Origin of the sequence: Aminipila terrae (genome assembly GCF_010120715.1) — a bacterium.
GTDB classification, from domain to species: Bacteria; Bacillota; Clostridia; order Peptostreptococcales; family Anaerovoracaceae; genus Aminipila; species Aminipila terrae.
The window spans coordinates 1,717,800-1,732,879 of the sequence record NZ_CP047591.1; the positions used below are offsets into that span (position 1 = coordinate 1,717,800).

General features: G+C 39.2%; 11 protein-coding genes and 1 pseudogene. 11 read left to right on the forward strand and 1 reads right to left on the reverse strand.

What is annotated here, in order from left to right; translation table 11 throughout:
• Positions 1-9 precede the first annotated feature (9 nt).
• The 5 genes from Ami3637_RS08200 to Ami3637_RS08220 all read left to right on the forward strand — a co-directional run bounded on the left by Ami3637_RS08200 (position 10) and on the right by Ami3637_RS08220 (position 8,544).
• Positions 10-2,415, forward strand: coding sequence for a heavy metal translocating P-type ATPase (locus tag Ami3637_RS08200; protein WP_162362152.1), 2,406 nt, complete (start codon positions 10-12; stop codon positions 2,413-2,415).
• A 298-nt stretch (positions 2,416-2,713) separates the two neighbouring features.
• The gene (gene nhaC / locus Ami3637_RS08205; protein WP_162362153.1) at positions 2,714-4,168 is read left to right on the forward strand and encodes a Na+/H+ antiporter NhaC; all 1,455 of its coding nucleotides are present in this window, start codon (positions 2,714-2,716) and stop codon (positions 4,166-4,168) included.
• 12 nt (positions 4,169-4,180) lie between these two features.
• Complete coding sequence (locus Ami3637_RS08210) at positions 4,181-5,803, forward strand: amidohydrolase (protein ID WP_162362154.1); 1,623 nt, start codon at positions 4,181-4,183, stop codon at positions 5,801-5,803.
• A 52-nt stretch (positions 5,804-5,855) separates the two neighbouring features.
• Positions 5,856-7,391, forward strand: a complete 1,536-nt coding sequence (locus tag Ami3637_RS08215; RefSeq protein ID WP_162362155.1) for an amidohydrolase — start codon at positions 5,856-5,858, stop codon at positions 7,389-7,391.
• A gap of 7 nt (positions 7,392-7,398) precedes the next feature.
• Positions 7,399-8,544, forward strand: a complete 1,146-nt coding sequence (locus tag Ami3637_RS08220) for an AfsR/SARP family transcriptional regulator (protein ID WP_162362156.1) — start codon at positions 7,399-7,401, stop codon at positions 8,542-8,544.
• A gap of 137 nt (positions 8,545-8,681) precedes the next feature.
• Here the strand turns inward: Ami3637_RS08220 and Ami3637_RS08225 are convergent, their stop codons facing one another.
• Complete coding sequence (locus tag Ami3637_RS08225; RefSeq protein ID WP_162362157.1) at positions 8,682-9,584, reverse strand: LysR family transcriptional regulator; 903 nt, start codon at positions 9,582-9,584, stop codon at positions 8,682-8,684.
• A 316-nt stretch (positions 9,585-9,900) separates the two neighbouring features.
• Between Ami3637_RS08225 and rsxC the strand changes: the two genes are divergently transcribed.
• The 6 genes and pseudogenes from rsxC (at position 9,901) to Ami3637_RS08255 (ending at position 14,870) form a co-directional block, all read left to right on the forward strand.
• Positions 9,901-11,226: an electron transport complex subunit RsxC gene (rsxC, locus tag Ami3637_RS08230; protein WP_162362158.1), complete on the forward strand. Its 1,326-nt coding sequence runs from the start codon at positions 9,901-9,903 to the stop codon at positions 11,224-11,226.
• Positions 11,227-11,293: 67 nt separating this feature from the next.
• Positions 11,294-12,162, forward strand: a pseudogene (locus tag Ami3637_RS08235) (RnfABCDGE type electron transport complex subunit D).
• The gene (locus tag Ami3637_RS08240; RefSeq protein ID WP_162362159.1) at positions 12,162-12,746 is read left to right on the forward strand and encodes an RnfABCDGE type electron transport complex subunit G; all 585 of its coding nucleotides are present in this window, start codon (positions 12,162-12,164) and stop codon (positions 12,744-12,746) included. Before Ami3637_RS08235 ends, Ami3637_RS08240 begins: the two are co-directional and overlap by 1 nt.
• Positions 12,739-13,506 (forward strand): electron transport complex subunit RsxE, encoded by a 768-nt coding sequence (gene rsxE / locus Ami3637_RS08245; protein WP_162362160.1) that lies wholly within the window; start codon positions 12,739-12,741, stop codon positions 13,504-13,506. The genes Ami3637_RS08240 and rsxE overlap by 8 nt, the downstream gene beginning before the upstream one ends.
• Positions 13,409-13,999, forward strand: a complete 591-nt coding sequence (rsxA, locus tag Ami3637_RS08250) for an electron transport complex subunit RsxA (RefSeq protein ID WP_162362161.1) — start codon at positions 13,409-13,411, stop codon at positions 13,997-13,999. Before rsxE ends, rsxA begins: the two co-directional genes overlap by 98 nt.
• Positions 14,000-14,015: 16 nt before the next feature.
• Positions 14,016-14,870: an RnfABCDGE type electron transport complex subunit B gene (locus tag Ami3637_RS08255; RefSeq protein ID WP_162362162.1), complete on the forward strand. Its 855-nt coding sequence runs from the start codon at positions 14,016-14,018 to the stop codon at positions 14,868-14,870.
• Positions 14,871-15,080 lie beyond the last annotated feature (210 nt).

Sequence of the window (15,080 nt, forward strand, 5' to 3'; positions counted from 1 at the left end):
AGGATGCTTATGAAAAAAGTTTATAACATAGAGAATATTGACTGCGCCAATTGTGCAGCTAAAATTGAACGATTGATTGCCCGGATACCTGAAGTAGAATCGGCAACAATCACATTTGCTACAAAACAATTAAGAGTTACAGCTGAAGATCCGGATGCTCTTTTAGAAGAAATGACAAGGCTGGCCAATACAGTAGAGAATAATGTGCTCATCAGCCAGAAGGAACCAAAAAGAATAAATCCTGATAAAATAAGAGCAGTCAGACAAAGTGAAGACTGTGAACAAGGGGGCTGCACCTGCTGTGGGGATCATGAGCACAATCATGAACCGGGTCACCAACATGAGGATCAACATGAACATAGTTATGGGCATAATCATGATCAAAATCATAATCATAATCATGACCATAAGCATAGCCAGCATGGAGAAGCAGAGCATAAAAAAAGCAGTCAGACTATATTTAACAAAATTACAGATCTTCATATTATAGTTGCGGGAGCAGTATTTTTTGCAGCTGGCATCATTATGAAACGGGCAGATTTTATGGAGCAGTGGTGGATTGCAAGCTTCGTAGTGGCATATTTGATTCTTGGAGGGCAGATAGTAATAACTGCCATTAAAAATATAGGTAAAGGCCAGATTTTTGATGAAAATTTCCTTATGAGTATTGCTACCATTGGCGCTTTTGCAATACAGGAATATCCTGAAGCTGTAGGAGTCATGTTATTCTTCCGAATCGGTGAATTTTTTGAAGAGAAGGCCGTAGAAAGAAGTCGTAGCCAGATTATGGATGCGGTGGACCTTCGCCCCGAAACCGTATCTTTAGTGATAGGTAATACCATAAAAGAAATTGCTGCAGCAGATGCAGAGATAGATGATATTTTAGTAGTAAAGCCAGGAGACAGAATCCCTTTGGATGGAGTAGTCATAGAAGGAGAAAGCAGAATTGATACGTCTCCAATTACAGGAGAACCGGTGCCAGTAAAAGTTGGTCCTCAGGTTCCAGTAGTTTCTGGATGTATCAATACATCTGGAGCAATAAAAATAAAAGTGCAGAAAACTTTAGAAAATTCTATGGTCAGCAGAATCCTTGATTCTGTAGAAAATGCGGCAGCAAGCAAACCCACAATTGATAAATTTATTACGAAATTTGCAAGGGTTTATACTCCTTTTGTAGTTATTCTGGCAGCAGCAACGGCTGTTATTCCATCTCTTGTGACAGGAGAATGGCAGCATTGGATCTATACGGCACTGACTTTTCTTGTTATAAGCTGCCCTTGCGCATTGGTTCTTAGTGTACCACTGGCATTTTTCTCGGGGATAGGAGCCGGATCCAAACTGGGGATTTTATTTAAAGGAGGAGTTTCCCTGGAAGCATTGAAAAATGTTAAAGCGGTTGTTATGGATAAAACGGGAACTCTGACAAAAGGCGAGTTTGCTGTTCAAAACGTAATTTGTTCTGGAAACCTGATTTCATATATGACATCAGGAGTTTCAGCGGACGGTTCAGCGACTGAAAATCAGGAAAAATCCAGGGTGCTGGACGGGATACAATCCAGACCTGCCGGGGTTTCAAAAAAAGATATAGAAGAATACCTTTTGTCACTGGCAGCAAGCTGCGAACTGCGGTCTACCCATCCCATAGGAGTGAGTATAGTAAATGAAGCTCAGAAGTATGGCATTATCCCTGAAGAACCAAGAAGTATTGAGGAAATCGCAGGGAAAGGTATAAGGGCTATACTAAATGCAGGTACTGTTCTTTGTGGAAACCGGGAGCTATTGTCAGATGGGGGAGTGGATATCACAGGATACCAAAACTCAATCATGGGAAGTGAGGTGCTGTTAGCCCTGAATAACCAGTTTATAGGTTCCTTAATTGTAGCCGATTCCATTAAAAAAGATTCTTTTTCCGCAGTACAGAAATTAAAAGCTGACCACATTATCACGGCCATGCTGACCGGTGACGGAGAAGCAGGAGCCAATGCAGTTGCTGAAGCGATTGGGATTGATAAAGTCTTTGCAAAGCTTTTGCCAGATGATAAATTGAGAATCCTGCAGGAATTCAGAAAACAATATGGGCAGGTAATGTTTATCGGAGATGGAATCAATGATGCTCCGGTTTTAGCAGGGGCAGATGTGGGAGCCGCCATGGGAAGCGGTGCAGATGCCGCTATAGAAGCAGCAGATGTTGTGTTTATGACTTCCAGTATGGAGGCAGTGCCTCAGGCAATCGCCATCGCAAGAAATACAAATAAAATAGCCGTACAAAATGTAATATTTGCTTTATTTGTGAAGGCCCTGGTTATGATTTTAGGGCTTGTAGGTCTGGCATCAATGTGGATGGCAGTTTTTGCAGATTCAGGAGTTGCAATGCTGTGTGTAATGAATTCCATTCGAATACTGTATAAAAAATAACATTAAAACAATATAACTCAATAATTGGTATATAAGTGATAAAATACACTTATATACCAATTATTTTTTTGTTTAGTACATATCAATTAAAGAAATCTTACAAATTTACAGGTAAATACTTACTTCAAAAAAACACAAACTGTTGCAAAAGTGTTGCAGAATAATTCAATAAATGAAAAAGTAACAAATAAAAAACAGAAATACTTCTGGAAAGAAGACAAAAAACACAGGTGCAGAAATGGTTCATAAGTATAATGAAGAAAAAATATAATCACTTTTCCAAAGGAGGAAGCAAAAAATGGACCAAAATTTTAAGAAACCATCTTTAGCAATATCGCTAATAATTGTATTGTTTTTATTTGGAAGTTTTGCTGTGCAGCTTATTACCATAGGATCACCTGATGTGCATATGACACTGATCTTTTCCGCAGCATTTGCAGTAGTATTGCTTGCAGTTTTTAACAAAACACCGATAGCGCTTATTGAGGAAGGAATTATTCATGGAACTAAAATAGCAACTATATCAATGATGATTCTAATGTTCATCGGAGTTATGATTCCTGCATGGATTGCAGCAGGGACAATCCCATCATTGATTTACTATGGTGTGCAGATTATCTCACCATCCGTTTTTTTACTGACCACTATTCTGGTCTGTTCTATATCCTGTCTTGCAACAGGAACATCCTGGGGTACAGCCGCAACCTTTGGAGTGGCGCTTATGGGAATTGGAAGCGGTCTTGGGGTCGACCCTGCTATGACAGCGGGTGCTGTTATCTCCGGAGCTATTTTTGGTGATAAATTATCTCCGATTTCTGATACTGTAAACTTATCTTCCGCAACATGTGAAGTTAATGTTTTTGCACATATTAAAAGTGTAGCAACTGCAACTATACCAGGGTACATACTGGCATTAGTAGCAGCAGTTTTTCTGGGAATGAAGTACGCTAAGGGGCAGATTGACAGCCATGAAGTAGATACGTTACTTTCCGTTTTGAGTTCTAATTTTAATGTGACGCCAATTTATGCAATCATCAGTTTAATACCAATGCTTCTGGTTGTGGTTCTGGCTCTGAGAAAATTTAATGCTTTGGCAACCATTGTAATCAGTGCATTGGTAGGAATGGCAATTGCTATTGTATTTCAGGGGTATCACCTGACTGACATGATGAAATATATGAATTATGGCTATGTGATAGATACGGGAAATATAGATGTGGACAAGCTTTTGAACAGAGGAGGACTACAGTCAATGATGTGGACTGTATCTATTGGTTATCTGGGTCTGTCTTATGGAGGAATTCTGGAGAAAACAGGAGTGCTTGATACCCTGCTGTTCAGTGCCAAGTCTGTTACAGGGAATGCACGAAATTTGATTTTAACTCATATGTTAGCTGGAATGGCAACAGTTATGGCAACAGCAAGTCCATACGTCTGCATCCTGATTCCAGGAAGAATGTTTATTGCAGGTTACGATAAACTTGGAATTAAAAGAACCGTTGCCTCAAGAACTCTGGAACACTCCGGGATCTGTCTGGACCCATTGCTGCCTTGGTCTCTTGGTGCCGTGTACTTTTCCGGTGTGCTTGGTGTGAGCCCGCTTAAGTATGCACCGTATACTGTATTGTGCTGGGCAGTGCCAATAATAGCAGCATTTTATGCTATAACAGGTATATTTGTTTGGAAAGAAGACTCTTTGCCAGATGGGGTAAAAACAGATAAAGAGGCAATGAAAACACAAGCAGAAAATTAGGGGGGAAAAATAATGGAGTTAGATGTATTGCTTAAAAACGGAATTATATATACAATGGAGCAAGAGGGAAAAACAGTTGAAGCCTTAGGTATAAAAGATGGCAAAATCGTATTTGCCGGAAGCAATCAGGAAGCAAACAACTATAGCAGTGCTAATACGGTTGATCTGGAAAATCGTGCAGTGATACCCGGAATGGCGGATTCTCATATGCATATGTATGCTTACTGCCAGAACCAGACCACGGTTAATTTGGAACAGGCTAAAAGTATGGATGAAATGATTGCACTGATGAAGGAAAAGGCAGAGAAAACACCAGAAGGAAGCTGGATTAAAGGGTCAAATTTTGACCAGACAAAGTTTAAAGAAAACCGCTTCCCTACAAGAAAAGACCTGGATCAGGTCAGCACTGTGCACCCGATTGTAATCAGAAGGTGCTGCCTCCATGCTATTGTGGCTAATACTAAGGCACTGGAACTTGCTGGTGTAGGAATTGGGTATGATGGAGGCCCGGGAGGCATTGTAGAATTTGATGAGGATGGAATGCCTAATGGAATTTTGAGAGAGCAGAGTACCAAGGTATTTGATGAAATAATTCCAGATCCTCTTTCAGATGAGGCTGAAAAAAGGAGGATTTTCCTGAAAGTCCTGGGGGATATGTCATCTAAAGGTGTGACTGCCATTCATACATATGCCGCAAAAATTTGGCGTTACAATGAAGACATTGATACATATGGCAGGCTTGATAAAGAAAATGAACTGCCGGTACGTGTGACCGTGTATCTGGATGAATTATTTACACCAGAAGATTTAACCCCAGAGCAGAAGAATGACCCTTTCAGGCTGGTTCAGTTTGGCGGGTATAAAATATTTTCGGATGGTTCTCTTGGATCCAGATCTGCAGCGCTACAGGAACCTTACAGTGATAATCCGGATAATAGGGGATTTGTTGTCTGCGGACAGGAAGAACTAAACGATAAAGTTCTAAAAGCTTATGAAAATGGACTTCAACCTGCTATTCATGCAATCGGCGACCGCGCCCTTGATATGACCCTTACTGCCATAGAAGAAACTTTACGCATAACCAGAGCAAAAGGAATGACGGAAGACGAACAAAAGCAACGTCTGCCATTTAGAATCATTCACGTACAGATGATTAACGATGCACTTTTGGAACGTATGAAAAAGCTTCCCTTAATCCTTGACATACAACCCGTGTTTATCGGTACAGATGCCCATTGGGTTGAGGAACGAATTGGCAGCCAGAGAGCAAAAGGTGCCTATGCATGGAAGACCTTAAAGGATGCAGGGATGATACAGACTGGAGGTTCTGATTGTCCTGTTGAAACTTATGATCCTATTGCTGGAATATTTTCTGCTGTGGCACGTTGTGATAAAGATGGAAAACCGGCAGGTGGTTACAGGCCAGAGGAAAAACTATCAGTATATGAAGCAATTGAATTATTTACAAAGAATGTCCACTATGCAACGGGTCAGCAGGATTATTTAGGAACTCTGGAGGTAGGCAAGTTTGCTGACTTAGTAGTGTTAGATCGAAATCCGTTTACCATTGATGAAATGGAGCTAAAAGATATTAAAGTAAAACAAACTTATATTGCAGGAAAAAGAGTATTTTAAAAATTAAATTTATATAATGAAAAACTATGGGAAATGGCTGGAGGAGCAAATAATGCATGCAGATATAATTATAAAAAATGCAAAATGTTTAACAATGAAGAATGGTGATACATCAGATTGGATTGCTGTTCATAATGGAACAATTCTTGCCTTGGGAATGAATACTGCATATTGTGAGCTGGTTTCTGAAAATACGGTCATAATTGATGCCGGAGGCAATACTGTTCTGCCAGGGTTTATCGACAGCCATTTCCATGTTGTACAGACAGCTTTAAATGCAAGGCGAATTGATTTAAGTGGAGTCCACAGTTTTGAAGAAATAGGAGAAATGATTCATAGAGCAGCGGCCGAAAAGCCAGGTCAAAGTATAATCGGTATGCGTCTTCAGGTTGAGCAGCTCAAAGAAAAGAAATTTCCTGATCGTCTGGCGCTAGACCGATATTGTAATGACGTTGCAGTATGGATTAACTGTTTGGATTATCAGGTTAGCATGCTGAATACCTACGGACTTTTATATTATAAAGTCCCATTCAATATGGAAGGGGTAGAAAAGGATGGTCAGAGCGTGGCTACAGGGCTGTTCAGAGGAAAGGCAAATGCAGTGCTGCGAACCAACATACTGGATGGTATAACAGATAAAGTGAGAAAAGAAGCTGTTCTGGATATTATCCCCGGGCTTCTTGGAACGGGCATTACCACTGTAAACGCTATGGAAGGTGGTTACATGTACAGCGATAAGGATGCGGATTTTATCTATGAATACGGAAGCGAATTTCCTGTAGATATGGCACTTTTTTATCAATCACTGGATGTAGAAAAGATAAAACGTATGAATTTAAAACGTATTGGTGGAAGTTTTTATGTAGACGGGACCATGGGTGCCAGAACGGCAGCGTTATCTTTTGAATATGCAGACCGGCCTGGAACAATGGGAAGCCTGAGATATACTCAAAGTGAATTAAATGAATTTGTACTGGAGTGTTATAAAAATCATCTCCAGTTATCTTTATATACGATTGGTGACAGAGCCATCGGAGCTGCGCTGAAGGCACACGAAGATGCACTGTATCAAACAGGCATAACAGGACTGAGGCATCGGCTGGAACATGTAGAACTTGCCAATGCAGAACACATACGCAAGGCGAAGGAAATGGGAATTATTTTTTCTATGAATCCTACTTATGAAGCGTATTGGGGAGGAACAGACAAAATGTATCGACAGCGTCTGGGAGACAATTACGTAAAGACAAACATGTTCAGGGAAATTATTGATCAGGGTGTATGTCTTACAGGAGGGTCTGACAGTGACATAACGGAGTACAATCCAATGATTGGTATTTCCGCAGCAGTTAATCATCCTGTTAAACAGCATCAGATCAGTGTATATGAAGCATTAGAACTGTATACATGTAAAGCGGCTTATGCTATCTTTGCAGAAAAGGAGAAAGGAACGCTTGAAGTGGGGAAAACTGCGGATATTGTTATGCTTGACCAGGATATTCTTTCCACACCTCATGACATGTTGAATCAGGTAAAAGTAATAGCCACGATTAAGTCTGGAGATATTCTTTACAATACTTTAGGCTAGACAAAGAATGGAAGTTGCAATTATGCTCAATCTATATTTTTTAGGAAAAACAAGAATAGAATATAATGGTAAAAGTGTGGTTGAAAGTTTTAGAAACAAAACCATTGCTTTGATATGTCTGCTTATCATAAATCAGGACAAATACTTAAGCCGGGAAAGAATTCTAGATTACCTTTGGCCCGATAGTTCGGAGGAAGCTGCTAAAAATAACCTGCGGTATAATTTGTGGTTAATCAAAAAAAATATTGGAACAAGTGCCAGCAATGAAGAGTTTCTTTTTATAGACAAGGAACATTGCGGTGTAAACGCTAATTACGATTTTCGGTGCGATATTCTGGACATTATGAATTTTAAACCCCAGGATTCCGACTCCATTGCAAAGTTGTTAAAATTAAAAAATATGTTTACTGGAGAATTCCTGGAGGGCTGCTATTACAACAATTGTGAAGATTTTAATGAAATCATCATATTCCAGAGAACCCGTTTTGAAAATTTCAGAGTACAAATTCTAAAGAGACTGGCAGAACTATATGAAAGAGAAAGTAACATAGAAGAATGCCTGAATATCCTGAAAGAGATTCTGGATATAGATCCATATGATGAAGAAGTGGCAGTAAAAATAATAATGCTTTATATGAAAATCGGGAAACGCGGGGCAGGAATACTATTTTATAACTCATTTCGTGATAGACTTGCAAGCAGACTTGGGATCCAGCCGTCAGAGAAACTGCGCAGTAAATTTGCAGAGCTTAAACAAAACCAGGAACCTGAGACTCAGACACAGAACGACTCAGCTATTCAGATACAGACTATCTGCATCAAGGATGTTCAGTATTTTTGGATGGCTGATGTAGCTGGGAAACTTTTTGCACAAAAACAGCTGAAATGTGGAAAGATATTAAATGAGAATATGCTTAGTGCCCTTGGATATATACAACCAGATATCTTTACGGATATAGAAGCAGAAAGAAGCACAAAAATACCGGATGTACAGGTTGTGAACGCATTCATTCACCTGATTTTAAATATTTGCCAGGAACACAGGCTGGATATTTATATCACGGGTATGGAAGATATGGATTCGGTTTCAGCAGGTGTTTTGAAATATTTAAAAAATAGCAATGTAAGCAGGCTTAATATTCGGGAAATCTAAAAAAGTCAGCTCAGGAATGTTTTAAATGAAAGGTATGCCAACATAAAAAAGTGCGGAACAAAAAGCATTTGAACCGCACTGTGTGGCAAAATCCGGATATTCTAATTTAAAACAATGTCTTTGGGCTGATTTTATCGTTAATCCCAGAAAGATTCAACTTTGGGCTGGTTTTGATTTTCAATGGTTGAAGTATATGCAATAAAAGCCTTCATGGCATTAGAAACGTATGCATTTTTTCTCCAAAGAACACTTACGTTTGCATTAATAGGTTCTTCTAATGGGACATGAACAATTTTTGCAGAAGCATCAAAGCTTTCCTGATAGGTAATGGTAACTGCAAAATTATTTTCTACTATATATCTAATGGTAGAGATCTGACTTGCTTCCATAATGATATTGAGAGGATGCTCTTTAAAGTGTTCTGTTATAGCAGTATAGTGATAGGAGCCATTTGGAAATATAATGAATGGCTGACGGCAAATCATTTCTTTGCTTGCAAAAGTTTTTTTAGCAAGAGGACTGTCCGCTCCCACTGCCAGACCGAATTTTGTTCTGAAAATCAATCTGGAATCACATTGCGGATAAACGGTGTCATCCATAGCACCCAGTAAAAAATCAAGTCCGCCTTCGTTTAATCGTTTTAAACCTGAGATTGTGCCTATTTCAAACATTTGCAATCTTATATTTGGATACTGCTGTTCGAAAGCCGGAAAGAATTTTTTGAACATAAATGTTCCAAGAACTGGAGGGATACCTACTTTAAGAACCACATGAGTTTTATCCCCTATATCTAATGCTTCTTTATGAAAGTTATCATAGGCATTAATGAAGTTCTTTGCCTTAGCAAGAAAAGAGGAACCATCATCTGTTAAAGATATCCGGTTATTTACCCGGTTAAAGAGCTGATAGCCTAGTTCATTTTCCAGTTCTTTAATAGCAGCTGTAATGGACGGCTGTGAAACATGGACAGCTTCTGAGGCCTTAGTAATGTTATTATATTTGCATACTTCCTGGAAGTATCTTAAGTGGTTTATATTCATAAAATTTCTCCGTGGTATTAAGCTGAAAAATCATGTAAAATTGCATGATTAAAGCTGTTATTTTTAAAATCATACACAAATTAATAAATCATATTAATAGAAATATAAGGTGTAACTGTATTTACTTTAACACAAGTTTTCTGTAAATTCAATAGTGTTAGCCATATCTATCAAAAAAACTTATAGCGCGATAACCGTTTTCTATTGGAGAAAAACGTTGAAATATGATAGCGTAGAACGTGGAAGGGTAGAGTGATTTTTAAAAAAGTGCTGCGATGAAGCATCACTTTTATAATTTATAGGAAGGAAGAGTAATATGACCGAGAAGAAAAAACATTTACAAAGCATACACGTGCAGCATAATAAGTATACTGCTGGATGTGAAACAGAAATAATGCCCATTCCTGATTTTGTTTATATCTCCATGTCTCAGCATATAGGAACACCATGTAAGCCTCTTGTGGCAAAAGGCGATTACGTTAAAGTGGGGCAGCCTATAGGTGATACAGATGCTTTTGTAAGTGTACCGATTCATTCTAGTGTCTCAGGTATAGTCACAGGAATTGAAGGGGTACGTTCTGGCAATGGCGGGAATGATACCATTGTTATTATAGAAGCAGATAAGAAACAAGAATTATGGGATGGAATTCAGGTTCCAAAGGTTAACAACAGAAAAGAATTTGTAAAAGCTGTAAGAACCAGTGGACTGGTTGGTTTGGGAGGAGCATCCTTTCCAACTCATATTAAATATAATCCGAAAAACATTGACGAAGTGACTACACTGATTGTGAATGGAGCAGAATGTGAACCATTTATTACTTCCGACCACAGGCTTATGTTGGAAGAAACAGAAAATATCATTAGTGGAATGCTGTTGGTAATGAAGTTTCTTGAACTGGAAGAAGGATTTATTGGTATAGAAGATAACAAGCCAGATGCTATTGAAGCTATAAACAATATGATCATACAGAAAGGCAGTCCTAATATTAAGGTTGTGCCTCTTAGATCAAGATATCCTCAGGGTGCAGAAAGAGTTATGGTATATGAAGTGACTGGAAAGACCATGGATGCTGGTGTCCTTCCTGCTGAGCTGGGAATTATCCTGTCAAACGTTACATCAATCGCATTTCTCGGACAGCACTTTAAAGATGGTATACCACTTATCAACAAAAGAATAACGGTTGATGGTAATGCGGTATCAAGGCCTGCAAATGTTATGTGTCCTATTGGAACCAAGATTGCCGATGTTATAGAATTTTGTGGCGGATATAAAGAGGAACCTAAGAAAATTTTAATGGGAGGTCCAATGATGGGCCGTGCCATTTTTACAGATCAAATGCCTGTCATTAAAAACAATAATGCCATTCTTGCTTTTGCGGGAGAACAGGCTTGGGTTAAAGAAGAAACTGCCTGCATCAACTGCGGCAGATGTTACAAGGCCTGTCCATTCAAGCTGATGCCTACAGCTCTTTCGTCAGCAGTTCAGAGAAAAGATGCAGAAGCATTAGAACGATTCAAGGTTATGCAGTGTATGGAATGTGGAAGCTGTTCCTATATTTGCCCTGCAAGAAGACCTCTGAGCTTTAACAATAAGCTTGGGAAAGCAATATTAAAGGAGGCACAAAGTAACAATGGGAAATAAAGCATATGACAACTTAATCGTATCATCAGCGCCTCATTTAGTCAGCGAGGTAGATACATCCAGAATCATGGGAACTGTTATTCTGGCATTAGTACCTTCATTTCTTGTAAGTACTTATGTTTTCGGGTTCAGAGTTATCACACTTACTTTAGTCTGTATTATCGCTTGTGTAGCCTTTGAATATCTTTTCAATAAGATTACACAAAGAGCGCAGACTATTGGAGATTTAAGCGCAGTTGTAACAGGTGTACTTCTCGCATTTAATGTACCTTCAAACTTATCCTACATAATAGCTATTATTGGTTGTTTCGTGGCAATTGTCATTGTAAAAGGTTTATTTGGAGGATTAGGGCAAAATGTTGCTAATCCGGCCATTACTGCAAGAATTGTTCTTTTACTTTCCTTTACCACACAAATGACCACATGGCCGTTACCAAGAGGACAGCAGATAGCTGATGTGGTCACAGGGCCAACCCCTCTTGGCATGTTAAAAGAAGGAACAGCGGCACTTCCTTCAAACACAGAGGTATTTTTAGGATTTATCGGTGGGTCTATGGGTGAAGTCAGTGCCATTGCGTTGTTAATTGGCGGACTGTTTTTAATCTGGAGGAGGATCATATCACCAATTATTCCTGTATCCTTCATTGCAACAGTTGCTGTTATAGCATTTGCTGCAGGCCAGGACCCAATATTTCACATTATGGCAGGGGGGTTATGATAGGAGCTTTCTTTATGGCAACTGATTATGCTACATCTCCTATGCTGCCCCTTGGAAAACTGATTTTTGGGATTGGATGCGGATTTTTCACCATGATTATCCGATTATTCGGTTCTTATCCAGAAGGTGTGTCTTTTGCTATTCTTCTAATGAATATCATAACTCCACACATTGATAACTTCTGTGAAAGGAGAATGTTTGGAGGTGTGAAGAAATAATGGGAAATTCAACTTTTAACGAACATATAAAACCTTCGTTAGTATTAGTTATTATATGTCTGGTTGTTTCTATTGCTTTATCTCAGGTATATGCTATTACATTACCTCTAATTGAATCCATTACGGCAAAGACTGCAGACCAGACCAGAACTGTGGTTCTGCCAAAAGCAGATACATTTACCCCATATACGGGAAAACTTCAGGACGGTATAGTAGATTTTTACATTGCAAATAATGGTGCAGGTGCTGCAATCACAGCAACTGCTAATAGCTACGGCGGTCTAATTACTGTAATGGTGGGTATTGACGCCAAAGGGGCCATTACAGGGGTTAAAGTGATGTCTCACTCAGATACACCGGGCCTTGGTACAAAAGCCCAGACTCCTGAATACTTAAGCCAGTATAATGGTATGACTGGAGCTGAGATAATTCCTGATGCTAATGCAATTGGACAGGGGACTATAAAGGACAATACAAACCTGGATGCTATTACTGGTGCAACCATTTCCTCAAATGGTGTTTACCATTCTGTTCAAAGAGCTTTAGCACAGTTTGAAGCTGCAGGAGGTGAAAATAATGAATAAACTTAGTATCGTGACAAAGGGTATCGTTAAGGAAAACCCTACGTTAGTTTTATTACTTGGTACGTGTCCCACTCTGGCCACAACATCCAGCATTATCAACGGGATTGGAATGGGTATTTCCGCTACTGCGGTATTGATTTGTTCCAACATTGTTATTTCCATGCTGAAGAGGGTGATCCCGGATAAGGTGAGAATCCCATGTTACATAGTAGTAATAGCTGGATTTGTAACTTGTGTGCAATTTTTAATAAAGGCATACGCACCGGCACTGGATAAGGCTCTTGGATTGTTTATTCCTTTGATTGTAGTAAACTGCATCATATTAGGAAGAGCGGAAATGTTTGCAAATAAGAATTCCGTTATTGATTCAGCCCTGGATGGACTTGGCATGGGAATCGGTTTTACCTGTGCTCTTGCATGTATGGGATTTATCAGAGAGTTACTTGGAGCAGGAACATTATTCAATGTTCATATTTTCGGTGATGGATTTACACCAATGTCCATTTTCATGCTTGCTCCTGGTGGATTCTTCGTATACAGTATCTTAGTTGCAGGAATTAACTTCATTTCTAAAGGAAAAGCAGTTAAAAAGAAAGAATTTGGTTGTGCAGGTTGTGCCATGGCTGGAACCTGCCACTCAGAGAATAAAGGGGTTGTGAATAATGAAAGAAATTCTTATGATCATGATGTCCGTTGCTCTGGTCAACAACTTTGTATTGGCACAATTCTTAGGTATCTGCCCATTCCTTGGAGTATCTAAGAAGCTTGACTCAGCTGTAGGTATGGGTATTGCTGTAACTTTTGTTATGGTTATCGCAACAGCTTGTACCTGGCCAGTTCAGATTCTTTTATTGGATCGATATAACATTGGATATTTACAGACGGTAGCCTTTATTCTTATTATTGCTGCACTGGTACAGTTCCTTGAAATGTTCCTGAAGAAGTTTATCCCTTCCCTTTATAAGGGGCTTGGCGTATATCTTCCTCTGATTACAACAAACTGTGCTGTTCTTGGTGTAACTATTATGAATATTAAGAGCGAATTCAACTTTGTAGAATCTATTGCCAACTCATTTGCGGCTGGTGTTGGTTTCTTGCTTGCCATGGTATTATTCTCTGGTATGAGGCAGAAGATAGAAGCTGCTAACATACCTAAAGCTTTTAAGGGTGTTCCAATTACACTTATTGGTGCTTCCATTCTATCCCTTTCATTCATGGGATTCAGTGGTGTAGTTCAAGGCATATTTGGTTAGAGGGGAGGAGAATAGTATGATGACACCAGTAATATTATTAGTAACTATGGGCCTGATTTCAGGTGTTGTTCTTACGATTGCATCAAAAGTATTTTTCGTTCCCGTTGATGAGACTGTATCCCAGGTTCGTGAAGTCCTTCCAGGTGCAAACTGTGGCGCCTGTGGATTTGCAGGATGTGACGATTATGCAGCTGCAATAGGCGCGGATCATTCATTAAGTCCTAGTCTTTGCCCGGTGGGTGGAGCAGCAACTGCTACAGCTATCGGTTCAATCCTTGGTGTTGAAGCTAAGGCTGCAGAACCAAAGGTTGCTTTCGTTAAATGTAAGGGGAGCAATGATAATACTAAAAAAATTATGGAATATAAAGGTGTGCAGACTTGTGCTGCTGCTAAGAATTTCTATGGAGGCAATTGGGCCTGTCCGCAAGGCTGCATAAGTCTTGGGGACTGTGTGTCAGTTTGCCAGTATGATGCAATCCGAATTTGTGATGGCGTGGCTGTTGTTGACAGAGATGCGTGTGTTGGCTGTGGTATGTGTGAAAAGGCTTGTCCGAATAATGTTATTACTATAGCAGAAAAGAATAAAGTGGTCTATGTAGCATGCAATTCTACTGAAACTGGAGCAAAAGCTAAAAAGGCCTGCCAGGTTGCCTGTATTGGCTGTAAGAAATGTGAAAAGGTTTGTAAGTTTGATGCTATTACAGTTGAAAACAATCTTGCAAAAATTGACTTTGAAAAATGCAAAAATTGTGGCCTTTGTGAAAAAGAATGTCCTACTAAGGCAATATCAAATTTGAGAGTAAAAAAGACAATATCTACTGCACCAACAAACAAGGAACAGAAAGTTAAAGCAGCTAAAGCAAAAGGCTAATCAGCCCGTAAGAATATTTATAAAAGGTAAAAAAGCTTATTGTTAATATAATAAATAAAAACAAAGAAGGGATTCTCAACTGAGAATGCCTTCTTTATTATATATACCAGGAATGCTTATTAAGAATGGCTGAAAAAAGAAGTATAATTAAATGAAAAAAAGTGTTGACATGTGAACGATATTTTGGTATTCTAAATAAGCTGTCCCGTG

Bases quoted from the DNA above. Each gene is read 5' to 3' on its own strand.
- Ami3637_RS08200 (WP_162362152.1), top strand. From the start codon at position 10: ATGAAAAAAGTTTATAACATAGAGAATATTGACTGCGCCAATTGTGCA.
- nhaC (WP_162362153.1), top strand. From the start codon at position 2,714: ATGGACCAAAATTTTAAGAAACCATCTTTAGCAATATCGCTAATAATT.
- Ami3637_RS08210 (WP_162362154.1), top strand. From the start codon at position 4,181: ATGGAGTTAGATGTATTGCTTAAAAACGGAATTATATATACAATGGAG.
- Ami3637_RS08215 (WP_162362155.1), top strand. From the start codon at position 5,856: ATGCATGCAGATATAATTATAAAAAATGCAAAATGTTTAACAATGAAG.
- Ami3637_RS08220 (WP_162362156.1), top strand. From the start codon at position 7,399: ATGGAAGTTGCAATTATGCTCAATCTATATTTTTTAGGAAAAACAAGA.
- Ami3637_RS08225 (WP_162362157.1), bottom strand. From the start codon at position 9,584: ATGAATATAAACCACTTAAGATACTTCCAGGAAGTATGCAAATATAAT.
- rsxC (WP_162362158.1), top strand. From the start codon at position 9,901: ATGACCGAGAAGAAAAAACATTTACAAAGCATACACGTGCAGCATAAT.
- Ami3637_RS08240 (WP_162362159.1), top strand. From the start codon at position 12,162: ATGGGAAATTCAACTTTTAACGAACATATAAAACCTTCGTTAGTATTA.
- rsxE (WP_162362160.1), top strand. From the start codon at position 12,739: ATGAATAAACTTAGTATCGTGACAAAGGGTATCGTTAAGGAAAACCCT.
- rsxA (WP_162362161.1), top strand. From the start codon at position 13,409: ATGAAAGAAATTCTTATGATCATGATGTCCGTTGCTCTGGTCAACAAC.
- Ami3637_RS08255 (WP_162362162.1), top strand. From the start codon at position 14,016: ATGATGACACCAGTAATATTATTAGTAACTATGGGCCTGATTTCAGGT.